Here is a 24,377-nt window from a genome sequence, read left to right as displayed (position 1 = left end):
CAGGATCAAGGGAGGTTGGTCTCAGTAATCAACCCAGCGTGCGCACGTCGGTCAGCTTACCAGTCAGTGCTGCTGCGGCAGCCATGGCCGGGCTGACCAGATGGGTGCGGCCGCCGGGGCCCTGGCGGCTTTCAAAATTGCGGTTGGACGTGCTTGCGCAGCGTTCACCGGGCTTCAGCTTGTCGTCATTCATCGCCAGGCACATGGAACAGCCGGGTTCACGCCAGTCAAAGCCGGCTTCGATGAAGACCTTGTCCAGCCCTTCCTTTTCCGCCTGTTCCTTCACCAGACCGGAGCCGGGGACGACCATGGCATAGACGCCATCGGCCACCTTGCGACCCTTCGCCAGACCGGCGCTCGCCACTTCGGCGGCGGCGCGCAAATCTTCGATGCGGCTGTTGGTGCAGGAACCGATGAACACCTTCTGCACCGGCACTTCGGTCAGCGGCGTGCCCGGCGTCAGGCCCATATAGGCCAGCGCGCGTTCCACGGCCTTCTGCTTGTGCGGGTCCTTGAAGTCCGCCGGGTTCGGCACCGAGGCGGTGATGGCCGACACGTCTTCGGGGCTGGTGCCCCAGGTCACCTGCGGCACGATGTCGGCGGCGTTCAGTTCCACCACCTTGTCGTACACGGCACCCTCGTCGCTGGGCAGTGTTTGCCAGTACGCCACGGCGCGGTCGAAATCGGCACCCTGCGGCGCGCGGGGGCGGCCGCGCAGATACTCAAACGTCTTTTCATCCGGGGCGATCAGGCCGGCGCGGGCACCGGCTTCAATGGCCATGTTGCAGACGGTCATGCGCCCTTCCATCGACAGGTCGCGGAAGGCCTGACCAGCATATTCAATCACATAGCCGGTACCGCCGGCGGTACCCAGCTTGCCGATGATGGCCAGCGTCAGATCCTTGGCGGTGACGCCCAGCGGCAGGGCACCATCCACCTTCACCAGCATGTTCTTGGACTTCTTGATCAGCAGCGTCTGGGTGGCCAGCACATGCTCCACATCCGACGTGCCGATGCCAAAGGCCAGCGCGCCGAAGGCACCATGGGTGGCGGTGTGACTGTCGCCGCACACGATGGTCATGCCCGGCTGGGTCACGCCCTGTTCGGGGCCGACCACATGCACAATGCCCTGGCGGATATCGGCCATATCGAAATATTCGATGCCGAATTCCTTGGCATTGATGCCCAGTTGCGCCACCTGGATGCGGCCCTGTTCATTCTTGATCCCCTGCAGGCGATCCTTGCTGGTCGGCACATTATGGTCGGCCACGGCCAGGGTCTTGCCCGGCTGGCGCACCTTGCGACCGGCCACGCGCAGCCCTTCAAAAGCCTGCGGGCTGGTCACCTCGTGTACCAGATGCAGGTCGATATAAAGCACGCTGGTGCCGTCTTCCTGGCGGTGGACGGTGTGGCTTTCGAAAATCTTGTCGTAGAGCGTGCGTGCCATATCAATCACCTGGGGGTCGAACCGGGGGTAAAGATCGAACCGGAAAGGTACGGCGTACCTTCCTGTCACTTTGTTACATGGTTGCGGAGCATAGCGACAGGAGGCGAACCCGACAAGCATGGCCGGGGCATCTGGCCGGGGGCTGGCTGCAAGGCAGATTCATAGGCCGCGCATGAGGGGTAGTGGTAGTACCTGTTTAACCGTCCCGCCATCCCGCTTACCCCCGCGCCATCTTGCCTTCCGGGCTGGGCGGGTCCAGGTCGTCATAGAGCGTCTGCGCCTCCGGGGCGGGGCCGCGCCGGGCGGCCAGGGCTTTCACCTTGATCACCCGGACGTAAGGCCCCAGCGGGAAAGTCAGCACATCGCCCACCTTCACCATATGGCTGGCCTTGGCCACGGGCGCGCCGGCCAGCCGCACCGCGCCCGATGCTGCCAGCTTGGCCGCCTGGCTGCGGGTTTTCAGAAAGCGCGCGTACCAGAGCCATTTATCCAGCCGCAGCCGGCCACGGGCGATATCGGCGGCATCGCCGGGATCATGGGCGGTGATGTCCTCCCCGCTCATGATCCCGGTCCGGTCAGGGCGCGGACCAGATAGGGCAGGCTGTCATCCATCCGGTAATCGACGGAGGAATGATCGTCGGGGAATTCTTCGTACCGGTGGGCGATGCCTAATTGCTCCAGCCGCCGGTGCAGCCTTCGCGCGCCATAAACGAGGTTATACTGGTCGCGGTCGCCGCAATCGATATAGAGCGCTTTCAGGCTGCGCAGCGCATCAGCCTGTTTTTCCAGCATATTCACCGGGTCCCAGGCCAGCCAGTTGGCCCAGCGGTCGGGGATGATCTCGCATGTATCGTCTGTCACCGGCAGGCGGATGCCCAGATATTGGCTGGGATCGGGGTCATAGGTTGCCGCCATGCACAGGATCATCAGCACATGGGTATCCTTGCCATCGGTCTTGCGGGCGGTCTCAAACGCATTCATGAACCGCTCGACGCTGCCGCCATGGCGGGCCAGTGACCGCAGCACGCCCGGCATGTCGGGCAGATAGCACAGTTCAAACCCGACATCGCCGGAATGGCTGGCGGCGGCGGACCAGATATCGGGGCGCAACAGGGCATGGGCCAGCGCGCCATAGCCGCCGCTGCTTTTGCCGAAAATGCCCCGCCGCCCCGGCCCGCCGCAGTGGAAATGCCCCTCCACGAAGGGCACCGCTTCATCGCAGAGGAAATCCATCCAGGGGCCGAGCGCGGCGGAATTGATATATTGGTTGCCGCCCAGGCGGGTGAAACAATCGGGGAAGGCGACCACGACCGGCGGCAGCGCGCCACTATCAATCAGCCGGTCCAGCCGTTCGGGTACATTCTCCCCGAAATTCTTCCAGTTGGTATGGGCGGGGCCGCCCGCCGTGTAGCCGACAATATCGAACAGCAGCGGCAGGTCCGCGCCATCATGGCCGGCGGGCACATAGACATGGATCTCCCGCTCTGTCGGGTCGCCCTGACGGTTGCCACGCAGAAGCTGGCTGTCGAGGACCAGACGGTGGACGGTGCCGCGGGCGGCGGCGGGGGATTTACGCATCTTTGGCCTTTCCTGGCGTGCAAGGGCGGGTGCCGATTCTTGCCAGGGCAGCGGTCTGGTTACAAGCCTTCAACCGGGGGCGGTGGATTGGTGGCAGGCGCGCCCAGCATCTGGCCGATCCGGTCACGATGCTGATGCAATGACCAGCTGACGGAGGGAAAGGCCAGATCGTCCCAGGGAATATCCTCCCACGCGAACATCGCGACTTCCAGGCTTTCCGGTCCGGCGGCTATGAAGGGGGTGGCCAGACGGGCGCGATAGATCAGCTGCACCTGGGAAATGCGCGGGATGTTGTAAATGGCCAGCAGGCCCTCGATGGCAATCTCGGCGCAGGCTTCCTCCCGCGCCTCTCGGGCGGCACCCTGTTCCGTCGTCTCGCTTAATTCCATATAGCCGGCCGGCAGGGTCCAGTAGCCTTTGCGTGGCTCTATCGCCCGGCGGCACAGCAGAATACGGCCCGCATCGTCCGTGACGATGGAGCCGACGACGATCTTGGGATTTTCATAAGCGATATAGTGGCATTCCGGGCAGACCAGCCGCTCCCGATCCTCGCCGGGGGGAATGGTCCGCAGCCTTGGGCCGGCTGTGGCGGGAGAGGGGATATCGTCGCTCATACGCGATACCATGCCCCTGATGGGCTGCCCCCGCAATATGGGATGCGTAAACCTTGGTCAGCGGAATGGACGGCGGGGCCAGGGTGGTCGCAAAGGGCCCCGCCGTCCCGCCGGATCAGTTCTTGGCGTCCTGAGCGGTTTCCTCAATCGCCTTGCCGCCGGACTTGATGTCCTTGCCGGCACCTTCAACCGTGTTGCAGGCGGTCAGGGAGGAAAGGGCCAGCAGCAGGGCGCCGGCGGTCAGCACAGCCTTGGTGGAACGGTGAGCCATGATCGTTTCCTATCATTCGTTCGGGCCCAGCCGCATGTGGCTGGGGACGCATCAGAAACGATGAAGGCGATCTTCTGGTTCCAACCCCTCTCTCGTGGTAACCCCTTCGCGCAGATGCGGCCAACGCGCGCGATAGCTCTCCACCTTCAGCCGGTACTGGACCGGATCGGGTGCGCGCGGGTTGGGGTGCAGGATGCCGGCGGCCAGATCATCCAGCCCGTAAGGGCGTAAAGTGCCCCCGCTGCTGACAGGCCGACACAGGTACAGGCCACCAGAAATCCGTCGATCCCAGCTTGCGCGCTGGGGATGGGAGCGATGGTGCGGCCAAAGCGCTGTGGATACCAGAGATGGACGCGTGCCTGATTGCGCAGTTCCACCATCACGCCCAGATCGGCGAACAGCGCATCGGCCCGGCGGATGGCGATATCCTCCGCCTCCCAACTGGTGTCGGGATCGTAATAGAAAATATCGTAATCCTTCACGCCCCATCCTGCGGCCTGTCCTGCCCGGGCATTCCAGACCGCCTGATAGAGGCACCCGGCCACCAGCCAGCAATCCCCCAGCCCCAGGGAAGGCAGCCTTTCCATCAAGGCCGCGTTCACAGGGTTGGTGAGGGCGAGGTGGCGGAACTGATCGGGTGTCACCGCTCCCTCAGCTTGGGATCGTCTCGTCGATAAGGGTGAAGGTGGCACCGGGTTCTCCGGTTACCTCCACGGCACATTGGCCGAAGCTGGCGGGGATGGTCCAGGTGGTGCCGATGGTAGCGGCGGTGATAAGCGTCTGATGGGTACAGCGTATAGCGATCTGATCCAGGTGTCCGACCGGGTTCGCCAGGGAGATTGTGCGATTAGTCGGGACATATTCCCAGCCGGGCTTCGCCGGATCACAGATCATCAAGGTGCATTCCGCAGGCACCCTGCCCTGGATTTCCAGCGGTTGACCAGAGGCACCAAATTGGCGTTGTTGATCCAGGGTCGCAAGGAGTGCCGTGGTCTCTGGATCAGGCTTGGCGTCGGCCAGTTTTCTGCCTGTTGCCCCTGCACTGGCCAACAGTCCCAGCTTCAGTTCAAGGCTCAGCCGCATGCGCAACACGCGGATCCTCTCCTCATCCACCGCGGCGAAGGGAACGCTGTGGAGATATCGTAGGGCAATGTCGTCCCGACCCCGTTTGGTCATGAGGAGCGCGCGCCTAATTATGATATTGTACATTTCACTGAAAGAATTTGCTGCCTGCTCAGCCTCATCCAATGTTGCCGCAGCCTCATCCAGCTTTCCCTGTATCAAGAGCTGCTCGCTGGCGGCCAGCTTCTCTTTCACACCAACGCCGGGTTTGGCGGGAGCCTCGATATAGCTGAAGCGTGTATAGATATTGCGGACAGCGATGGGCTTACCATTCTCCTTCTTGGGTTGGCTGAAGCGGCATTTGGACAAGGCGCGCATGATATCGGCGTGGAAACTTTCTCTGCCGACTTGGCCGACGGTTTCAACATCCGCTAAACGGCCATTCGGCAGGACGGTAAAGCGTATATCTATCCAACTGAACCTGGCGCCCTCTGGTGTTTTTGTAAACCGGATGTCCCCACAGTCGATTTTACCAAGAGGTATTTGATCGTAACTGAAAATAGGGGTGGTTTGTGCATTGGCTGTTTCATATGAAAACGGCAAAATAAGTGTTGTTATCAAAAACGAAAGCGGTAAAATTTTCATTTTAGATTATCCTTATATATATTCATCAATTAGTTCAAATTTTGTTCCTGGTTCACCTTTTACATCAATTGAACAGCTTCCCCAGCTTTCTGGAATTGTCCATGTTATATCTGGGTCAGCCTTAAATTTTGCTGTTTTGTTTTCACAGCGGAAAAATATATTGGTCAACTTCCCTTGGATATTCGCAAGAGAGACTGTGCGGTTATAGGGAAGGTAAGACCATTCCGGTTCCTTGAGGTCACAGAAGGCGGGATGACAGTTCGCGGGAAGCTCGCCCGCGACGCTGACCGGCGCGCCCGCAGTCATCACCCCTTTCAACAGAGCGACTTGGGCAAGTAATTTTTCATCGCCATCCATAGGCTTTTCCGCCATTTCAGATGCCGTTTTTTCAGCCTGGACATAATGACCCTCCATTAACTCAATTGCCAATCGCATACGCAGCAATTGCCTGAATTCTTTTTCTTGAATGTATTGTTTATGCTTGCTGATACCACGCAAATAAATTAGGGATAAATTTTTATGTCCACGCGCCGTTTCCAGAACAGCTCTTTGGATTATAATATGAATATATTCATATAATTTACGGCTAACTGCTTCGGCTTCGTTCAATATTTTTTCGCTCTCTTCGATGTTTCCAATATTAAGTAAATTTTTTGAAACTCTTATTTTTTTATAAACTTCTTCGGAGCTTCCTTTATCGGTTCGCTCGCTTTTTCCATCTACAAGCTTAAAAAAATATGGAGTTCTGAGGTTGCGTACTTCGGTTCCCTGCGGGGAGATCAAATCCGGTCGCGTGTAACGGCAACTTTCCATAGCTTTTTGTGCAGCTTCTGCGAAATAATTTTCCCCGAAGAAAGAAACAACTTCGATATCAGTGAACCTGCCATCTGGCTTCATGGTGAAACGCAATTCCACCCATCCCTCCCGTGATTCAGAGATCATTTCGCGGGAGTAATGGGCTGCTTGATCGCAAACGACCTTATTCAAGTCCATTGGGTTTGTCTCCTCCGCTGAGGCTGAAGAGGAGAGAGCGAAAAAGCCGGACAGGAAAACCAGGGATAAGCTCAGATAGCGTCGCATCATGTGAATTCCAAAAGAACGAGGCTGGAAAAAACGCGCTATCCTGGCGGGCCTCCTAAAAAATGCAACGTATATTGTAGATGGAAACCGGAGATATCGCCGGCGATCCGTTTTGGAAATGAAAAACCCCGATGCCTTTCGACATCGGGGTTTTCCTGAAAGCGATGGACCCAAGGGGCCGATGCTTATTCCAGCCCCTCGAACAGGGCGGTGGAGAGGTAGCGTTCGGCGAAGCTGGGCAGGATCACGACGATCAGCTTGTCCTTCATCTCCGCCCGCGCGCCGATCTCAAACGCCGCAGCCAGGGCCGCGCCGGAGGAGATGCCGACGGCGATGCCTTCGGTACGGGCGGCATCGCGGGCCAGTTCGAACGCACGGACGTTGGAGATGCGCAGCACCTCGTCGATCTGGTCCTTGGCCAGGATGTCGGGCACGAAGCCGGCGCCGATGCCCTGGATCTTGTGCGGTCCGGGCAAGCCGCCGGACAGGACGGGGCTATCCTCCGGCTCCACGGCCACGACCTTGAAGCCGGGCTTGCGGGCCTTCAGCACCTGGGCCACGCCGGTCAGCGTGCCGCCGGTGCCGACACCGGAAATCAGCACATCGGCCTTGCCCTGGGTGTCGTTCCAGATTTCCTCGGCCGTGGTGGCGCGATGGACGGCCGGATTGGCCCCGTTCTTGAACTGCTGGAGGATATAGGCGCCGGGGGTGCTGGCCAGCAGTTCCTCGGCCTTGGCGATGGCGCCCTTCATCCCCTGCGGGGCAGGGGTCAGCACCAGTTCGGCACCCAGCAGCTTCAGCATCTTGCGCCGCTCGATCGACATGCTCTCCGGCATGGTCAGGATCAGGCGATAGCCCTTGGCGGCGGCCACGAAGGCCAGCGCAATACCCGTATTGCCCGAGGTCGGCTCGATCAGCACAGTGCGGTCGGGGGAGATCTTGCCCTCCGCTTCCGCCGTCTCGATCATCGCCTTGCCGATCCGGTCCTTCACGCTGGACAGCGGATTGAAGAATTCCAGCTTGGCCACCACGTCGGCGACGACGCCATGCTTGGCGGCCAGACGGTTCAACCGGACCAGCGGCGTGGCGCCCACCGTGTCCAGGATGCTGTCATAGATGCGGCCGCGGAATTCGCCGGACGCCTGTACGTTCTCTCCCGACATTTTACATCTCCGTTCTGGTATTTATTGGAAAATACCGATCATGTATCGGTATATAAGCCTGTCAGATGCTGAAATCCAGCTTGGAGGCGGCTTCGCTGGCCACACCGGCCTGATGCGCCCGCACGCACAGATCCTCGATGCTGGTCTGCTCCAGCCTTGCCATCACCTCGTCCTGCAATTCCGCCCAGAGCGGGCGGACGACCTGACGGCCCAACTCGGCCCCGACTTCTTCTTCAATCGGGTCGCTGCCCTGTTCCAGGGAACGGACGACGCGGACAATCTCGGCCACGCTGATGCGGCGGCGTTCCTTAGCCAGCCGATAGCCACCCTTTGGCCCCCGCACGCCGGCCAGCACGCCAGCCCGGACCAGGGCCTGGAGTACCTGTTCCAGATAACGCTTGGGGATGCCCTGGCGCTGCGTGATCTCCGCCGACTGTACCGGGGCGGAGCCGGCATTGTAGGCAATGTCCAGCACCGTCTCGATGGCGAACATCAGCTTTTTGGAAATGCGCAGCATGGCCTGGTCCTTATCCCTTGGTGCCGGTGGAGCCGAAGCCGCCGGCACCGCGCGCGGTTTCATCCAGATCATCCACTTCCTGCCACTGCGCCTGGGCATAGCGGGCGATCACCATCTGGGCGATGCGCATGCCGCGCTCCACGGTGAAGGGCTGGTCGGACAGGTTGGCCAGGATCACGCCCACTTCGCCGCGATAATCGGCATCAATGGTGCCGGGGCTGTTCAACAGGGTGATGCCGTTCTTCAGCGCCAGGCCGGACCGGGGGCGCACCTGCGCCTCATAGCCCTCCGGCAGGGCGATGGCGATGCCGGTCGGGACCAGCTTGCGCGCGCCGGGTGCCAGCACCACCGGTTCCGTCACGGCGGCCAGCAGGTCCATGCCGGCGGAATGGGCGGTTGCATAGGCCGGTAGGGCCAGGTCTGCGCCATGGGGCAGGCGGCGAACGGCGATGGAGATGCTGGACATGTTATTTCTTTCCATTTTCAAATTCAAAATGACTGGCGATCTCTGCCGCCAGCCGGGTCGCGACTTCCATCTTGGGCAGGTCGGGCCATGTCTCGGGCGACTGGCCCTGGCGGATCAGGTGGATAAGGTTGCGGTCGCCGCCAAAGGTGCCGGTGGCGGGTGACACATCATTGGCCAGGATCCAGTCACAGCCCTTGCGGGCCAGTTTGGCCTGGGCATAGGCCAGAACGTCGTTGGTTTCGGCAGCGAAGCCCACCACCAGGGCGGGCCGCTCCGGTCCCGGCTTTGACAGGGTGGCCAGGATGTCCGGGTTTTCCGCCAGGGTCAGGCTGGGCAGCGCGCCACCATCTTTCTTCAGCTTCTGCCCGGCCGCATCGGCCACCCGCCAGTCGGCAACGGCGGCGGCGGCGACAACGATGTCTGCCGGCAAGGCGCCCTCGCACGCGGCCAGCATTTCCCGCGCCGACTCGACATGCAGAACGGTTGCGCCCGCCGGGTCGGGCAAAGCCACCGGGCCGCTGACCAGGGTCACCCGCGCGCCCAGAGCGACCAGGGCGGCGGCGATGGCATGGCCCTGTTTGCCGCTGGACCGGTTGGCGATATAGCGCACGGGGTCAATCGGTTCATGGGTCGGGCCGCTGGTCACCAGCGCATGGCGTCCGGCCAGGGGCTTCGGTCCGGCCTGCCCGGTGAACCAGTCGGCGAGATGGGCGGCGATGGAAAGCGGCTCGCTCATCCGGCCGGGGCCGAACTCTCCACAGGCCATGGCGCCATCATCCGGGCCGATGATGGTGACGCCCCGCGCCGCCAGCAGGGCGAGATTGGCCTGGGTGGCCGGATGCTCATACATGCGTACATTCATCGCCGGGGCCACGATCACCGGCTTATCGGTCGCCAGCAGCACGGTGGTGGCCAGATCATCGGCCAGCCCATGCGCCATGCGGGCCAGGATATTGGCTGTGGCTGGCGCCACCAGAATGACATCAGCGGACCGGGATAACTGGATATGGCCCATTTCCGATTCGTCGGTCAGGGACCAGAGGTCGCGGTAAACCTTATCCTCCGAGACGGCCTGCAGGGTCAGCGGTGTGACGAACTGCGCACCGCCATCAGTCAGGACCACCCGTACCGATGCCCCCCGCTCCCGCAGGCGGCGGACCAGATCGGGGGTCTTGAAGGCGGCGATGCCGCCGGCCACCACCAGAAGGATCCGTTTTCCCATCAGGGGTGCGGAGATATGGGGAACGGGCCCGCTCATCATCGCCTGCTATTGCCAGATGCGCCGGTGCCGGGTTTGACGTGCAATCCATGCCGGAAAGACGGTCAAAGAACGGCGACGCGGATGTAAAATCCTAGATATGCCCATTATGGGTGCGATGCAAGCCGGCGAACGCCCATCGGGTCCGTCTCTTCTGCATTCGGGGCACACCGGGGGGCGGGTGCCATGTGTTTGCCGCAATCCTATAATCCGCAAGGGTGCGCGCGACAGATTGTCCGGAACCGAAAGCTTCCCAACCGTTGGCGGGCCATGTATATCGAACATCCGCGACCGGGGGTACTCCGGCCGCTCCGTTCGTCTTTGCCTGTTCCCTATGTCCGGTGGCGCCTCTGTGGGCTTTGCCCGCCCGGCGTCAGATGGGGATGGCAGACCGGTCGGACAAGTCAATTCCATCTGCCCCCGTTCCCGGGGGTAGACCCCAGGTTAGCAGTTCAAGGCGCAAGCCCGGCGGGGCAGGCGTCTTTTCGCCGAGGAGACGACAAGGTATGGCGGACACCATGCATGCGGGCGACGGCCAGACCCGCCGCGACTTCATTTATCTGGCTGGCGCCGCTATGGGTGGCGTTGGTGCAGCCGCCGCCCTGTGGCCTTTCATCCACAGCCTGAATCCGGCTGCCGATACGCTGGCGCTCGCCACGATCGAAGTCGATCTGGCGCCGATCCAGCCGGGTCAGGCGATCAAGGCCATGTGGCGCGGCAAGCCGGTTTTCATCCGCAACCGCACACCGGAAGAAATCGACACCGCCCGCAAGGTTCCGGTGGCCGATCTGATCGACCCCCAGACCGATCAGGAACGTGTGAAGGAAGGCAAGGATAACTGGCTGGTGCTGGTTGGCGTTTGCACCCATTTGGGCTGCATTCCGCTGGGCACCTCCCCCGGTGAAGCCAAGGGCGATTTTGGTGGGTGGTTCTGCCCCTGCCACGGTTCGCACTACGATACGTCGGGACGTATCCGCAAGGGCCCCGCGCCGCTGAACCTGCACGTGCCGGAATACGCTTTCATCAGCGATACCCGCGTCAAGATCGGCTAAAAACAGATCCAGGTAGAGGGAGTGCCAGATGGCCCACGCCCCCCAGTCTAATTTCAGTAATCCGGTGGTGAACTGGATCGACCAGCGCCTGCCGGTCATCACGATGATGAACAAGGAGTACGGGTCTTTCCCGACTCCGCGGAATTTCAACTATTTCTGGAATTTCGGCGCGCTTGCCATGTTCGTGCTGGTGACGATGATCGTCTCCGGTATCGTTCTGGCCATGCATTACACGAACAATACGCTGCTGGCGTTCGACAGTGTCGAGCGCATCATGCGCGACGTGAACTGGGGCTGGATGATCCGTTACATCCATGCCAACGGCGCGTCGATGTTCTTCATCGTCGTCTATATCCACATCTTCCGCGGCATCTATTACGGTTCCTACAAGGCCCCGCGCGAACTGATCTGGATCTTCGGCGTCGTCATCCTGCTGTTGATGATGGGCACCGCCTTCATGGGCTATGTGCTGCCCTGGGGCCAGATGTCCTTCTGGGGCGCCACGGTGATCACCAACCTGTTCTCGGCCATCCCGGTGGTGGGTGAGAGCATCGTGACCCTGCTGTGGGGTGGCTTCTCGGTCGATAACCCGACCCTGAACCGCTTCTTCGCGCTGCATTTCCTGCTGCCGTTCGTGCTGCTGGCCGTCGTGTTCCTGCACGTCGCCGCCTTGCACATCACCGGCTCCAACAACCCGCTCGGCATTGAGCCGAAGGGCCCGCAGGATACGCTGCCGTTCCACCCCTACTACACCACGAAGGACATTTTCGGCCTGACGGTCTTCCTGATCTTCTTTGCCGCCTTCGTGTTCTTCGCGCCGAACTATCTGGGCCATCCGGATAACTATATTCCGGCCGATCCGCTGGTGACGCCGGCGCATATCGTGCCCGAATGGTACTTCCTGCCCTTCTACGCCATCCTGCGTTCCATCACCTTCTCGATCGGCCTGCCCTTCACGGATGTGGTGCTGATCCCGGCGAAGCTGGGCGGCGTGCTGGCCATGTTTGGTTCCATCGCGATCCTGTTCGTTCTGCCCTGGCTGGATACGTCTCCGGTCCGGTCCTCCCGCTTCCGCCCGATCTTCAAGTGGTGGGTGCTGCTCTGCCTGGTCCCGGCTTTCTTCATGCTGGGCTATGCGGGCGGCAAGCCGGCTGAACAGCCCTATGTGCTGATCGGCCAGCTCGGTACCGTCATGTATTTCGCGTTCTTCCTGCTCCTGCCGATCATCGGCCGGATCGAGAAGCCGCTGCCGTTGCCCGCTTCCATCGCCAAGCCCGTTCTGGGTGGTGGTTCGGTTGCCACCGGCGCTACTGCTCAAGTGATGGAGAAGGCCTGATGCGTCGTCTTCGTACCCTTATCGCCGCAGGCGTTCTCTCCATTGCCGGCCTGACCGCCGGTGCCCAGGCGGCCGGCGACGTGCCGGTTCCGCCGGCTGAAAAATGGGCCCATGGCGGGGTCAACAGCTTCCTGTCCTTCTTCAAGGGCTATGACTATGCGGCCGTCCAGCGCGGCTTCCAGGTCTATAAGGAAGTTTGCTCGGCCTGCCATTCCATGCATCTGTTGCACTACCGCAACCTGCATGACATCGGGTTCACCGAGGAAGAGGTGAAGGCCATTGCGGCGTCGGTGGAAATCACCGACGGCCCGAATGACCAGGGCGAGATGTTCACCCGTCCGGGCATTCCGTCCGACCGGTTCCACAACCCGTTCCCCAACAAGCAGGCCGCCGCTGCCGCCAATGGCGGCAAGGCTCCGCCGGATCTGTCCTTGATCGTGAAGGCCCGCGCCCATCACGAGGATTATATCCACGGGCTGCTGGTTGGGTATGCGGAAGCCCCGGCTGGTTTCGACATGCCGCCCGGCGGCAACTACAACAAGTATTTCCCGGGCCACGCCATCGCCATGGCGCAGCCGCTGTACGAGAACGGCATCACCTACACCGATGGGACTGCCGCCACCCTCGACCAGCAGGCCCGTGACGTGACGCAGTTCCTGGCCTGGGCCGCTGAGCCCAAGCTGGAAGAACGCCGCCGCGTCGGTATCATGGTCATCGGCTTCCTGGTCGTGTTTGCCGGCATCATGTATGCCGCCAAGCGCCGCCTGTGGGCCGACGTGCATTGATCGGCAAGAGCGGATCGCGGAAAAGCGGGAATCGCTTTGGCGCGTGAATCCGCTCGCTGAACAAAGGCTTGGAGCCGGGTGCGTTTAAGGTTGAAGGCGCCCGGCTCCAGCGGGTCTTTGAGTAAAGAAAAAGGGCGCTTCCTGATAAGGGGGCGCCCTTTTTCTTTGTGCTTGTCCGGCCTGAAATGCCGTGCCTATAAAAAGGGGCATATCGCGGGACGATTGCCGTAAGCGTTCAACGTCAACCAACGCACCAACAGCCCCTGAGCGGGAGCTGACGGTGCATTATGCCGTTGACCCTGCTTCGGGGCCCTTTTCAAGGTGCCCTTCATGTCTGATTTCAATACCCGTTTCACATCCCCCGGCCGCCGGGCCGGACGTGTCCTGTTTCGCAAACTCCCCCCGTCTGCAGCCGCTTTCGTCATGCCGCTGATCTTGTCGATCTTGATGACGTGCGTCGTCTCGGCTGTCTCCACCTTGCGCAATATCGGTCTTGTTGAGGGGGTGGCCGGGCACTGGTTGCAGGCCTGGGGCCTGTCCTGGCTGATCGCTTTTCCCACCCTGCTGCTGGTCCTGCCGCTGGTACGGCGCATTGTCGGGCTTCTTGTCCAAGTCCCAGCGCGGTGATTGGATGCTAAAAAACAAAGGGCGCTCTCCGGCTGGAGGGCGCCCTTTTCGGTCTTTCACGCACGCAGCGGCGTGGAAAGTTTATGCGCTGGTCTTCACATGGCCGGCTTCACCGCCCTTGGCCACCCCGACAATGGCTTCGCGCAGCAGGCGGCCATGGATGGTGTAGCCGGGCTGGAGAACCTGAACCACGGTGCCCGGTGCCTTGCCGGTATTCTCGATCTCCATCATGATCTGATGGAAATTGGGGTCGGCCGGCTGGCCCATGGCTTCCATGCGGGCGATGCCGGCGCGCTCGAACGAAGCGGTGAGCTGGCGTTCGGTCGCTTCCACCCCGGTCAGCAGGCTGCTGACGGCGGCATTCTCCTCGCGGGTTTCCGGGGTCACCGCTTCCACAGCGCGGCGCAGATTATCGGCCACGGCCAGCAGGTCCTTGGCGAATTTGGCGACGGCATATTTGGCCGTATCCTCGCGCTCCCGCTCGGCGCGGCGGCGGATATTCTCCGCCTCCGCCAGGGCGCGCAGCACCTGATCCTTCAGTTGCGCGACCTCGGCTTCCAACGCGGCAACGCGGCCGGCATCGGCGGCGGGGGCGGCAGAGCCTGCCGTCGCCTGGGCCGCGTTGTCGGCGGTGTCCGCTGCGGTTTCGGTCTCGTTGATGTTGGTCGTGTCACTCATCGCGGTTCAAGCCTCGGGCTTTCTTATGCCGTTTGGGAAATGCGTGCCGGCACCAGGGCCGGTTGCAAAGGTTTAGGCGGGAAAACCCCGCCTGTCGAGATGATAGGCAGCCCACAGATGGGGCCGCATGGGGGCGGATTGCAAGAGGTGTCACCCCATCAGCCGGCCAATCACCTTGGCCGTGTAATCGACCATGGGGATGATGCGGGCATAATTGATGCGGGTCGGGCCGATCACCCCGATGGCGCCGACAATCTGGTCCTTGGTGTTGGCATAGGGGCTGACGATCATGGAACAGCCGGCATGGGAGAACAGGTTATTCTCCGCCCCGATGAAGATCTGCACCCCGTCCGCCTTGCCGGTGGCATCCAGCATCCGCATCATCTGTTCACGCGTTTCCAGCGCTTCGAACAGGTTGCGGATACGCTCCAGGTCCGACAGGGCCGTCACATCCTCCAGCAGCCGGGCCTGACCGCGAACGATCAGATAGCCCTGGCTGCCACGCGCACCGGCCCAGGTGGCCAGCCCCGTTTCCACCACCTTGGCGGTCAGGGCATCAAGCTGGCTTTTCTGCTCCTCAATCTCCCGCTGGATGAAGGCGCGGGCCTCCGCCAGGGTGCGGCCGACAACGCGGGCGTTCAGGTAATTGCTGGCCATCTGCAGCACGGCGGGCGGCAGGCCTTCCGCCACCTCCACCACCCGGTTCTCCACCAGCCCGTCTTCCGTCACCAGCACCACCAGCACGCGGGCAGGGGCGAGGTTGATGAATTCGATATGTTTCAGCGGTCGGTCGGTCTTGGGCGCCAGCACCAGCCCGGCGCACGATGACAGGCCGGACAGAAGGTTCGTCGCCTCCTCCAGCACTTCGGGCAGCGACCGGCCGCTGGCACTGCATCGCACCTCGATATCCGCGCGCTCCTTCTCCGTCAGGTCGCCCACTTCCAGCAGGCCATTGACGAACAGGCGCAGGCCGGCATCGGTGGGTACACGGCCCGCAGAGGTGTGCGGCGCCATCAGTAGGCCCAGCTCTTCCAGGTCGGCCATGACATTGCGGATGGTGGCGGGTGACAGATTGGATGTCAGCCGGCGCGACAGGGTGCGCGAGCCGACAGGCTCCCCCGTCTGCACGTAGGTTTCGACAATCTGGCGGAATATTTCCCGCGACCGCTGGTTCAGTTCACTGATCATGCCCGTCGCATGCCATCCATCCTCGTCGGATAAGAGAGTAGTAGCCGCCGCCGCGCAAATCAACGGAGCCGCCATGCCGCAATGGTGCCAGGGCATCATGGACGGGCGGGGATGCGGTTGCTATTGAAGGGACCATCATAGAGATCAACCGATGGATGCCATCATGACCCGCCCCTCCGGCCGCCTGGCCGACCAGCTCCGCACTGTCAGCCTGGAGACCCATTTCTCCCGCCATGCCGAAGGGTCGTGCTTTGTGAAGTTCGGCGACACGCATGTGCTGTGTACCGCCAGCGTGGAAGAAAAGGTGCCGCCCTTCCTGCGCGGCAAGGGCGAAGGCTGGGTGACGGCGGAATATGGCATGCTGCCCCGCTCCACCCATACCCGTTCCGACCGTGAAGCCGCCAAGGGCAAGCAGTCCGGTCGCACCCAGGAAATCCAGCGCCTGATCGGCCGCAGCCTGCGGGCCGTCACCGATGTGAAGGCGATGGGCGAGATCCAGGTGAAGGTGGATTGCGATGTGATCCAGGCCGATGGCGGCACCCGCACCGCCTCCATCACCGGTGCCTATGTCGCCCTGCATCTGGCTTTCCAACACCTGCAGCGCATCGGCGTGCTGAAGGAAATCCCGCTGACCGACCAGGTGGCCGCCATTTCCTGCGGCATCTATAATGGCGTGCCGGTGCTGGACCTGGATTACCCGGAAGACAGCAATGCCGGGGCGGACGCCAATTTCGTGCTGACCGGTCGCGGCGGCATCGTGGAAATCCAGGGCACGGCAGAGGATAAGCCGTTCCAGGAAGCCGAATTCCTGACCCTGCTGTCACTCGCCCGCAAGGGGATTGCCGAGCTGACGGCGATGCAGCGGGCCGTGTTGGGGCTGTAAGGGCGGGACGGGGGTGGTGCCGGCCAACGCTACCCCTTGACCTGCATCCAGGAATCTCCACCATGGTGAGAAGATTGAAGGAGCGGGTGACAATGATCAAGTCCAACCCTGCCGGGCCTAAGCGGCATGCTAATCTTGCTATTTCCGCTGATCTGTTGGCGCAGGCGGAGATGCTCTCGATTGATCTTGCCTCTGCTGCTGAAAAAGGCATCCAGGAGGCTATCCGGCAGCAGACCGATCTAGATTGGTTCGATCGTAACCGTGAGGCGATTCAAAGCGCCAATGAATATGTAGAACGCCATGGCGTGCCATTGGCCCGGTTCCGGCAGTTCTGATGGCGCGGTTTGACGTCTTTCCCCATGGCGAGGCTGGTTATCTGCTGGATGTTCAGGCCAATATCCTGCGGGACCTGAATACGCGGATGGTTGTGCCGCTACTTCCTCTTTCTCAGGCCCCCAGGCCTATCAGCCGTCTCAACCCCATTCTTTCCGTTGCCGGGGTGGAATTGATCATGATGACCCAGTGGATGGCAGCCGTGCCAACCACTGAACTGACCCAGTCTGTTACCCGGTTGCGAGATCAGGATTTCATCATCACGGGGGCGCTGGATTTTCTTCTGTCCGGTATCTGAGATTTGATCCATTGCAAACGCGGGCATCAGGCAATAGCTCTGTGCCGTTCGTTTCAAGTTGGAGCCGTCTTTATGTCCGCCCCCCGTCAGTTCACCGGCGATACGCTGGTTATCGCCACCCATAACAAGGGCAAGGTGCCGGAGATTGCCGCCCTGTTGAAAGAGTATGTGGCGAAATTCCCCAGTGCGAGGGAATTGGGTTTGGCGGAGCCGGAAGAGACAGAGACCACTTATATCGGCAATGCGGCGCTGAAGGCGCGGGCGGCGGCCCTTGCGTCCGGTCTGCCGGCGCTGGCGGATGATAGTGGTGTGTCGGTGGCGGGGCTGGATGGGGCGCCCGGCATCTATTCCGCCCGCTGGGCCGGGCCGACCAAGGATTTCACCCTGGCCATGGACCGGGTTCGCCAGGAACTGGAAGCCGCGCTTGACCGCAAGGGCGACCGCGCCGCCTTCATCTGCGCCCTGGCATTGGCCTGGCCCGATGGGCATGTGGAGGCGGTGGAAGGCCGCCTGGAAGGGACGCTGACCTTCCCGCCGCGCGGGGATCGCGGGTTTGGCTATGATCCCATCTTCATCCCCGATGGCTATGCCATCACCTGTGGGGAAATGGACCCGGCGGAAAAGCAGGCCATCAGCCATCGGGCCGACGCTTTCAAAAAGTTGAAGGCGCGCTGCTTCGGCGCAAAATGACTCGTCCCCTGGTTGATGTTCTGCTAATGTTCTCTTTGCCCGATCCGGGTACTCAAAGGGGGGAACAACATGATCGGTTATGTCACACTGGGCACGAATGACCTTGCCCGTGGTGCGCCATTCTACGACGCCATCGCCGCTGAACTGGGGGTGGGCCGGATGTTTGAAACCAGCAGCGGCATTGCCTGGGGCAAGCCCGATGCCGGGGCCGGCATCGCCTTGATGAAGCCGTATGACGGCAAGCCCGCAACGGTGGGCAATGGCGTCATGGCCGCGTTCGAGGCCAAGGATACAGAGCAGGTTGACCGGCTTTACAAGATCGCGATGGATATGGGCGGCACCTGCGAAGGCCCGCCGGGTCCACGCGGTGATAATTTCTATGCCGCCTATTTCCGTGACCTGGATGGCAATAAGCTGAATGCCTTCGTCATGACCGGGCCGTTCTGACCGGTCTGTTTGTGCCGGCACACCGGGCAGCCATGAAAGGTCGGGCGCTTGCCAGGGCCGGCTGGCTGGCCCCATATCCAGCCCCATGCAACAGGGGCTGGATATGGGCGGCGTTGGGTTTGAACAGGCGGCAGCGGTGACGGGGGATGTGACGGCGGATGGCGTCCCCGATCCCGGTTTTGCGCTTTATGTGCATTGGCCCTTCTGTGCCAGCAAATGCCCTTACTGTGATTTCAACTCCCATGTCCGGGAGAAGGTGGACCATGCACGCTGGGCGGAAGCCCTGTTGCGGGAACTGGATCATTTCGCCGATCTGACACCGGGTCGTCGCCTCACCTCCGTCTTTTTTGGCGGTGGCACACCGTCGCTGATGCAGCCAGAGACGGTGGAAGCCATCCTGCGCCGGGCGGATGAACGCTGGGGCCTGCCGTCGGGCACGGAAGTGACGCTGGAGGCCAACCCGACCAGCGTGGAGGCGGACAAGTTCCGCGCTTTCCGCGCCGCTGGCGTCAACCGTGTCAGCCTGGGTATCCAGGCCTTGAACGAAGCCGACTTGAAGGCGCTGGGCCGACGCCATTCAGCGGAAGAGGCCCTGGCCGCCATCACGCTGGCCCGTGACCTGTTCCCCCGCTACAGCTTCGACCTGATTTATGCCCGCCCCGGCCAGACGGTGCCGGCCTGGCGGGAGGAGTTGCTGCGGGCCCTGGATCACGCAGTCGGCCATCTCTCGCTCTACCAGCTCACCATCGAGGAAGGGACGCAGTTCCACACCCTGCATGCGCGGGGCGATCTGGTGCTGCCGGCAGAGGAGGTACAGGGCGACCTTTATGCCATGACCCAGGAGGTGCTGGGTGCCGCCGGCCTGCCGGCCTATGAAGTATCCAACCATGCAAGGCCGGGGGAGGAGAGCCGGCACAACCTGACCTATTGGCGCTATGGTGATTATGTCGGCATCGGGCCGGGTGCCCATGGCAGGCTGACCTTGGCCGGTCAGGGCAAGGTGGCCACCCGCACCCACCGCGCGCCGGAAATCTGGCTGGAGCGTGCGCTGGAAAGCGGCACCGGTGCCAAACCCTTTGAACCCGTGGTGGCAGCCGACCGGCTGACCGAGATGCTGATGATGGGTCTGCGTCTTTCGGAAGGGGTGCCGCTGGCCCGCGTGGCCGCGGAAACGGGCCAGCCCCTGACGGACTGGCTGGCTGCCGATCGGTTGGCCCATCTGACGCGGATCGGCATGCTGGAACAAGCCGGACAGGGTGAGGCTGCTGTTCTGCGCGCCACCATAGACGGGCGTGAGCGGCTGAACGCGGTACTGGCCAGCCTGTTGGGGTAGGCCTGCCCCTTTCGGGGAACCGGCGTCACTGTCTGGCCGTTTCTCAGCCACCGGGGTTCCGGAACAAGGGGAGGCCAAGAAATGACAGGCAGTGCCACGCCACAAAAGCAGGAACCGCAATTGCTGCGCCGGGTGACCCTGCCGCAACTGGCCCTGTATGGGCTGGGCAGCATGCTGGGCGCCGGTATTTATGGCTTGATCGGCAAGGCCGCCGGCATCATGGGCAATGCGGTCTGGCTGGCCTTCCTTGTCTCCATGGTCGCCGCATTGCTGACGGGCCTGTCTTATGCCTCCCTGGGGTCGCGCTATCCGCGGGCCGGTGGGGCGGCCTATGTCACCCATCGCGCCTATGGCATGCCGCTGCTGACCTATCTGGTCGGGCTGACGGTGATGGCTTCGGGCCTTACCTCCGTCGCGACGCAAAGCCGCGTGGTGGCCGAAACCCTGCAGCGCCTGCCGATGTTCGGCGATGTGCCGGTGCTGGCGTTGGCGCTGGGCTTTCTGCTGCTGGTGGCCGGCATCGTCTATCGCGGCATCAAGGAAAGCATGTGGGCCAATATCCTCTGCACCCTGCTGGAAGCGGGCGGTTTGCTGGTGATCATCGCCGTCGGCATCCCCTATTGGGGCAGCGTGGACCTGCTGGAAGTGCCGGTGGAAAGCGGCGGGATTGATGCTGCCCTGCTGTTGCAGGGCGCGGTGCTGACCTTCTTCAGCTTCATCGGTTTTGAGGACACGTTCAACGTGGCCGAGGAGGTGAAGGACCCCAAGCGCGCTTTGCCCTGGGGCATCGTCATTGCCATGGTGGCGGCGACGTTGATCTATCTGGCCGTGGCCGTCACGGCGGTATCGGTCGTGCCCTGGCAGGAATTGGCCGAAGCGTCCGGCCCGCTGGTGGAGGTGGCGCACCGGGCAGCACCCTGGATACCGGGCCTTGTCTTCATCATCATCACCGTGTTCGCCGTCGCCAACACGGCCTTGCTGAATTACATCATGGCCTCGCGTCTGGCTTATGGCATGGCGCGGCTGGGCATGTTGCCGCGCCTGCTGGGCCGGGTGCATGCCGGGCGTCACACGCCCCATATGGCCATCCTGGTGCTGCTGGTGATCGTGGTGGGCCTGATGCTGGCGGGGGACATTGCCCAGCTTGCGTCGGCCACGGTGCTGCTGCTGCTGGCCGTGTTCACCATCGTCAATCTGGCTTTGCTGATCCTGCAGCGCCGCCCCAGTGAGGCCAGGGGCGGGTTCGAGGTGCCCTCCTTCGTGCCGCTGGGCGGGGCGCTGGTCTGCGCGCTGCTGTTCTTCAACCGGCTGTTCACGGGGGATTGGCGCGCACCGGCCCTGGCCGTGGGCATGCTGGCCTTCATCATCCTGCTGTATCTGGTGATGCGGCCCAAGGCGGTGGACCAGATCGACAATGTGGAGACGTAAAGCCGACCTATAGATAGGTGCCGGCCAGGGTCACCAGTTCCCCGCCCAGACCCAGCTTAAACTGGGCCACCCCGCGCATGCCGTCGCTGTTCAGCCCGCCCGTGTCCAGCCAGCGCACGCCGTCCGCGGCCAGCCTTGCCATCCCCTCCCGCAGCAGCAGATGCTGGGCGCAGGCGGCGCGGCCTTCCGGGCTGGTGGCGCCCAGATAATATGTCGCGGCCCCGCCATGGCGGATGAACAGGCTGCCGGCCAGGACGCTGGACCCGCTTTTGGCGACCAGCGCCAGCACATCGCGCGGTCGTGACTGTGCCGCCACCAGGGATGCCGCCTGCCGGGCGGGTGGGGCCATCAGGCGGCGCTGGCGGCGATGGTCGTCATGATGACGGATGATCCAGTCCAGATCGGCCCCGCCATGGCTGGCGGCGAGGGTCAGCTTTTCCCCGCGCGCCTTCTTCAACGCCTTGCGGAAGCCGCCGCCCATGCCACCTTCCAGGTCCGGGCGGGTCAGGTCAACCCAACTGGTGGCATAGCCAGTGATGATGCGGGCAAGGCCGGCCTGCTGGCATAGGGCGTTGGCATCATCCCCCGCCGGCAGTTCCGGTGTGACCAGCAGCAGGCGACGGTCACGCCGGCGGAAATGCTGGCGCAGCAGGCCCATGGCTGAGGGTAGCAGATCAGGGCTGGTGCCCGGCAGCAGCAGTGGCCCGCGCAGCAGATGGCAAAGCCGTACCGGCCCCAGCCCTTGTTCCACCACCTGTGCCACGGCCAGCGCCTTGCCATTCTGCTCAAAACAGAACCGGTGCGGCTGGCGGCTGAATGCGGCCATGGACTGGCCGAACGCCCAGCTTTGTTCCAGCGGCAGCCGGTCCAGCTTTGCCAGCAGGGCGGTCCATTCCCGCTCCGCCGTCACCGGTCGCATTGTCAGATCAGCCAGTGGGTGCGGGGCGGACATGGGAAGGGGGAACCTGCCGATTGCCGGAACGGGAAGATAGGCTTTATCCTGCCCGCCCATGGCAGACAAGCATCCCCCCGACCGCGTCCCCTCCATCCCGCGCCGCCGGTTGACGGCGCGGGGCTGGGCCTATCTGCTGCTGTTCGTGGCCCTGCCCTTCCTGGCGCTCTGCGTCGGGCTGGATTACCTGCTCTACCGCGCACATCTGGCCGGGCTGGGTCCGTGCCTGTCCCTGTTCTGCGTGCTGTAGAGGGCGCTCCCCTCACCCCACCAGCGACAGATGGCGGATCAGGGCCAGCCCTTCCGGGCTGGGCTGGCGTTCCACCCGTCGATAATCGCGGCAATCCAGGGTGCGGGTCATCAGCCCCTGTTCCACCAGTTCCCGCCGCAACAGGGCCGGATCACCGAAATGATGTTCGGCGCGCAACAGATCGCTGATCTGCCGTTCTGTAAAGCTCTGCCGGGGTGGGATGCGTGACCACAGCACCCACAAAACCACCTGCTGCTCGCTGAATTTCGGCGGCCAGCGGACCATTTTGCCCGTGGCATCGAAATGGCGGGCGATGCGCCGCACCTTGGAATAATCCACCAGGGGCGATGGGGCCGGGCGCTGCGGCGGCTTTTCCAGCGTGTCATGGGCGGCCCATTGCGCCCGCAGATGCTGGAAATTGCGATAGCCGGCGCCGCGCGCCAGCATGTTCAACAGGCTGACATGGCCGACTGGTTCGGTCTGTGCGGCCAGTTGGTGTTTCAGCGAGCGGGCCAGCGCGCTGATATCATCCACATGATAAGGCAGGTCACTCTTCGACATGACGTCACTTCCCTTCGGGGAGCGTGCCGCAAGGGCCGGGCGGTGTTAAACGCCTTGGTCCGTCGGGGGTCGCCATCTTGCCGAACACGGGCACGCTGAAGGATCAGAGTGGTCGGTCGAATTAAAATCGGAATGGACAGCCGATGGCAGGTTTAGCGCCCCTGTTGCCAGGGTTGGCGACGCCTGGGTGAACTGCCGACCGGCAGGGAAGCTATCAGGTGGGGCGCGTTTCTACAAGGGTGGCTGCGAAAAAGGGGGGCTGGATGTCGCGCATGGAGCGGTTCCGGCCCCTCTCCCTCTTCAGGTGAACAGCACCAGCACCCCGGTATAGCCGTAAAGCTGGGCGTTGGAGATTTCGCCGCCGGCGAAATAGCCGGTCAGGGGGAAATCACCCAGCTTTTCCCGGATGGCGCGAATCTCCGCCCCATCATCGGCAAATTGCCGGGCGCCCCGCGCCACGCAGGTGATGTAGATACCGGCCTGGGGTGGGCCGGACAGGCGGCGCTGAAGCTGCGACAGCATCCGGTCCATGTCCTGCAGGGCGGATTCCTGGTCGCGGCGGCAGAACAGCAGCTTCTGGCCGGCCTGCACATTCTCGGCAATGGCGATCCAGCCGCGCGTCAGGTCGATGGCCGTCAGGTTGCGGACCAGATAATCGCCCCTATCATCGCCCTGGATCGGCAGGCCGGCGAAGATCAGCCCGTCAATGCGCCGCAATTCCGACGACAAAGCGGGGCCGATCGCCTCCTTGAACACATCCAGCGCCGGACGACCGTCGATGGCCATGATCACATGGTTTTCCGCCGCCGTGATGGTGTGGGCCGGGCCCAGCGGCGTGCAGCCCTGGGTCAGTCCCGTTGCCACCGGCAGATCAGCGTCGAACAGCACGCCGGACAGACCTTCCGCCACCACCTGATCGCCGGCGGCAATCGCCTGCTCCCCGCGCGATGCCGTCAACCCACCGACGATGAAGCTGCCGGTGCGCCCGGCCAGATCGGTCAGCAGGGCGGGCGTGCGGGCCTGTTTGGGATCGCCATGGGCCAGGGCCAGCAGCGGGGCACGGTCGCGCAGCCACGGTTCCAGCGCCGTCAGCGGTGCCAGCCCGTCGGTCTGCGGTGGCAGGATGGCGAAACTGTCGGCATCAAACCGCCCGACCAGCACGGACACGGCCGCCTGGTCATAGATGGCCCCGTCCCCGCCGCACACACCCAGCCCCACGGTTCCCACCCAGTCGCGCACGCCGGTAATGCCGCGCAGCAGCGTGGTGATGCTGGCCAACTGGTCAGCCAGTTGATCGGTAACGTAGATGAAGCCGAGATTGGCGCCCTCTGGCGTGGAGAGCGTATCCAGGCAGGCCTTTGCCGCCGTCTGCCAATCCTCACCCTGCCCCAGCGATGCCGCGAAACGGGCGGTGCCCGTCGTTCCTGATGTCATG

29 protein-coding genes are annotated in these 24,377 nt (G+C 62.7%); 12 read left to right on the top strand and 17 right to left on the bottom strand.

What is annotated here, in order from left to right:
* Positions 1-28 precede the first annotated feature (28 nt).
* The 12 genes from leuC to coaBC form a co-directional block, all read right to left on the bottom strand.
* Entirely contained in the window at positions 29-1,447 is a 1,419-nt protein-coding gene (leuC, locus tag G473_RS0106835; RefSeq protein ID WP_035705508.1) for a 3-isopropylmalate dehydratase large subunit, read from the bottom strand.
* Positions 1,448-1,664: 217 nt separating this feature from the next.
* A complete protein-coding gene (locus G473_RS25505; RefSeq protein ID WP_084437676.1) occupies positions 1,665-2,009 on the bottom strand; it encodes an RNA-binding S4 domain-containing protein in 345 nt (114 codons plus the stop codon).
* Positions 2,006-3,025, bottom strand: coding sequence for an alpha/beta hydrolase (locus G473_RS0106825; protein WP_029012489.1), 1,020 nt, complete (start codon positions 3,023-3,025; stop codon positions 2,006-2,008). The genes G473_RS25505 and G473_RS0106825 overlap by 4 nt, the downstream gene beginning before the upstream one ends.
* 59 nt (positions 3,026-3,084) lie before the next feature.
* Positions 3,085-3,639 carry an NUDIX hydrolase gene (locus tag G473_RS0106820; RefSeq protein WP_029012488.1) on the bottom strand — a complete coding sequence of 185 codons (555 nt, stop codon included), beginning with the start codon at positions 3,637-3,639 and terminating at the stop codon, positions 3,085-3,087.
* 115 nt (positions 3,640-3,754) lie between these two features.
* A complete protein-coding gene (locus G473_RS25500; protein WP_035705504.1) occupies positions 3,755-3,910 on the bottom strand; it encodes an entericidin A/B family lipoprotein in 156 nt (51 codons plus the stop codon).
* 146 nt (positions 3,911-4,056) lie between these two features.
* Positions 4,057-4,554, bottom strand: coding sequence for a nucleotidyltransferase family protein (locus G473_RS25495; RefSeq protein ID WP_210163231.1), 498 nt, complete (start codon positions 4,552-4,554; stop codon positions 4,057-4,059).
* Positions 4,555-4,561: 7 nt separating this feature from the next.
* A complete protein-coding gene (locus G473_RS0106805) occupies positions 4,562-5,617 on the bottom strand; it encodes an energy transducer TonB (RefSeq protein WP_029012487.1) in 1,056 nt (351 codons plus the stop codon).
* 12 nt (positions 5,618-5,629) lie between these two features.
* Positions 5,630-6,700: an energy transducer TonB gene (locus G473_RS29830; RefSeq protein WP_084437674.1), complete on the bottom strand. Its 1,071-nt coding sequence runs from the start codon at positions 6,698-6,700 to the stop codon at positions 5,630-5,632.
* 182 nt (positions 6,701-6,882) lie between these two features.
* Positions 6,883-7,860, bottom strand: a complete 978-nt coding sequence (gene cysK / locus G473_RS0106800; protein ID WP_029012486.1) for a cysteine synthase A — start codon at positions 7,858-7,860, stop codon at positions 6,883-6,885.
* Positions 7,861-7,921: 61 nt separating this feature from the next.
* Positions 7,922-8,377, bottom strand: a complete 456-nt coding sequence (locus G473_RS0106795; protein WP_029012485.1) for an RrF2 family transcriptional regulator — start codon at positions 8,375-8,377, stop codon at positions 7,922-7,924.
* Between the two features lie 10 nt (positions 8,378-8,387).
* On the bottom strand, positions 8,388-8,843 hold the full coding sequence (gene dut, locus G473_RS0106790; RefSeq protein ID WP_029012484.1) for a dUTP diphosphatase: 456 nt from the start codon (positions 8,841-8,843) through the stop codon (positions 8,388-8,390).
* 1 nt (position 8,844) lies between these two features.
* Positions 8,845-10,065: a bifunctional phosphopantothenoylcysteine decarboxylase/phosphopantothenate--cysteine ligase CoaBC gene (gene coaBC / locus G473_RS0106785; RefSeq protein ID WP_035705501.1), complete on the bottom strand. Its 1,221-nt coding sequence runs from the start codon at positions 10,063-10,065 to the stop codon at positions 8,845-8,847.
* 542 nt (positions 10,066-10,607) lie between these two features.
* Here coaBC and petA point away from each other — a divergent pair.
* The 4 genes from petA (at position 10,608) to G473_RS0106765 (ending at position 13,901) form a co-directional block, all read left to right on the top strand.
* Positions 10,608-11,153, top strand: coding sequence for a ubiquinol-cytochrome c reductase iron-sulfur subunit (gene petA, locus G473_RS0106780; protein ID WP_029012482.1), 546 nt, complete (start codon positions 10,608-10,610; stop codon positions 11,151-11,153).
* Between the two features lie 28 nt (positions 11,154-11,181).
* Entirely contained in the window at positions 11,182-12,489 is a 1,308-nt protein-coding gene (locus tag G473_RS0106775) for a cytochrome b (protein ID WP_029012481.1), read from the top strand.
* A complete protein-coding gene (locus tag G473_RS0106770; protein WP_210163230.1) occupies positions 12,489-13,274 on the top strand; it encodes a cytochrome c1 in 786 nt (261 codons plus the stop codon). Before G473_RS0106775 ends, G473_RS0106770 begins: the two co-directional genes overlap by 1 nt.
* 330 nt (positions 13,275-13,604) lie before the next feature.
* The gene (locus tag G473_RS0106765) at positions 13,605-13,901 is read left to right on the top strand and encodes a DUF2798 domain-containing protein (protein ID WP_051329953.1); all 297 of its coding nucleotides are present in this window, start codon (positions 13,605-13,607) and stop codon (positions 13,899-13,901) included.
* Between the two features lie 81 nt (positions 13,902-13,982).
* On the opposite strand, the gene grpE is transcribed toward G473_RS0106765, so the two are convergent.
* Positions 13,983-14,579 (bottom strand): nucleotide exchange factor GrpE, encoded by a 597-nt coding sequence (gene grpE / locus G473_RS0106760; protein WP_029012478.1) that lies wholly within the window; start codon positions 14,577-14,579, stop codon positions 13,983-13,985.
* Between the two features lie 150 nt (positions 14,580-14,729).
* Positions 14,730-15,767 (bottom strand): heat-inducible transcriptional repressor HrcA, encoded by a 1,038-nt coding sequence (gene hrcA, locus G473_RS0106755; protein WP_029012477.1) that lies wholly within the window; start codon positions 15,765-15,767, stop codon positions 14,730-14,732.
* Between the two features lie 163 nt (positions 15,768-15,930).
* Here hrcA and rph point away from each other — a divergent pair, with 163 nt between their 5' ends.
* From rph to G473_RS25490, 7 genes are all read left to right on the top strand, one after another.
* Positions 15,931-16,650: a ribonuclease PH gene (rph, locus tag G473_RS0106750; RefSeq protein ID WP_029012476.1), complete on the top strand. Its 720-nt coding sequence runs from the start codon at positions 15,931-15,933 to the stop codon at positions 16,648-16,650.
* A gap of 92 nt (positions 16,651-16,742) precedes the next feature.
* On the top strand, positions 16,743-16,985 hold the full coding sequence (locus G473_RS0106745; RefSeq protein WP_029012475.1) for a type II toxin-antitoxin system CcdA family antitoxin: 243 nt from the start codon (positions 16,743-16,745) through the stop codon (positions 16,983-16,985).
* Entirely contained in the window at positions 16,985-17,281 is a 297-nt protein-coding gene (locus G473_RS0106740; RefSeq protein ID WP_029012474.1) for a CcdB family protein, read from the top strand. The genes G473_RS0106745 and G473_RS0106740 overlap by 1 nt, the downstream gene beginning before the upstream one ends.
* Positions 17,282-17,353: 72 nt before the next feature.
* Positions 17,354-17,971: an RdgB/HAM1 family non-canonical purine NTP pyrophosphatase gene (rdgB, locus tag G473_RS0106735; RefSeq protein ID WP_029012473.1), complete on the top strand. Its 618-nt coding sequence runs from the start codon at positions 17,354-17,356 to the stop codon at positions 17,969-17,971.
* A gap of 69 nt (positions 17,972-18,040) precedes the next feature.
* Positions 18,041-18,418, top strand: coding sequence for a VOC family protein (locus tag G473_RS0106730; protein ID WP_029012472.1), 378 nt, complete (start codon positions 18,041-18,043; stop codon positions 18,416-18,418).
* Between the two features lie 103 nt (positions 18,419-18,521).
* Positions 18,522-19,751, top strand: coding sequence for a radical SAM family heme chaperone HemW (gene hemW, locus G473_RS0106725; protein WP_051329981.1), 1,230 nt, complete (start codon positions 18,522-18,524; stop codon positions 19,749-19,751).
* 81 nt (positions 19,752-19,832) lie between these two features.
* The gene (locus G473_RS25490) at positions 19,833-21,179 is read left to right on the top strand and encodes an APC family permease (RefSeq protein ID WP_035705497.1); all 1,347 of its coding nucleotides are present in this window, start codon (positions 19,833-19,835) and stop codon (positions 21,177-21,179) included.
* A gap of 7 nt (positions 21,180-21,186) precedes the next feature.
* On the opposite strand, the gene G473_RS0106715 is transcribed toward G473_RS25490, so the two are convergent.
* Positions 21,187-22,131, bottom strand: a complete 945-nt coding sequence (locus tag G473_RS0106715) for a GNAT family N-acetyltransferase (RefSeq protein WP_161630952.1) — start codon at positions 22,129-22,131, stop codon at positions 21,187-21,189.
* A 58-nt stretch (positions 22,132-22,189) separates the two neighbouring features.
* On the opposite strand from G473_RS0106715, the gene G473_RS30240 reads away from it, so the two are divergent.
* A complete protein-coding gene (locus G473_RS30240) occupies positions 22,190-22,381 on the top strand; it encodes a hypothetical protein (RefSeq protein WP_035705494.1) in 192 nt (63 codons plus the stop codon).
* 12 nt (positions 22,382-22,393) lie between these two features.
* Here G473_RS30240 and G473_RS0106705 read toward each other — a convergent pair whose 3' ends face one another.
* Together G473_RS0106705 and G473_RS0106700 are read right to left on the bottom strand one after the other, a co-directional pair.
* On the bottom strand, positions 22,394-22,942 hold the full coding sequence (locus tag G473_RS0106705) for a DUF2087 domain-containing protein (RefSeq protein ID WP_029012469.1): 549 nt from the start codon (positions 22,940-22,942) through the stop codon (positions 22,394-22,396).
* Positions 22,943-23,242: 300 nt separating this feature from the next.
* Positions 23,243-24,376 (bottom strand): FIST signal transduction protein, encoded by a 1,134-nt coding sequence (locus G473_RS0106700; protein WP_029012468.1) that lies wholly within the window; start codon positions 24,374-24,376, stop codon positions 23,243-23,245.
* Position 24,377: the final 1 nt, after the last annotated feature.

This window comes from Niveispirillum irakense DSM 11586 (assembly GCF_000429645.1).
Taxonomy (GTDB): Bacteria; Pseudomonadota; Alphaproteobacteria; order Azospirillales; family Azospirillaceae; genus Niveispirillum; species Niveispirillum irakense.
The sequence above is the reverse complement of the archived record's forward strand: the minus strand, read 5'-3'. Positions and strand labels throughout refer to the sequence as shown.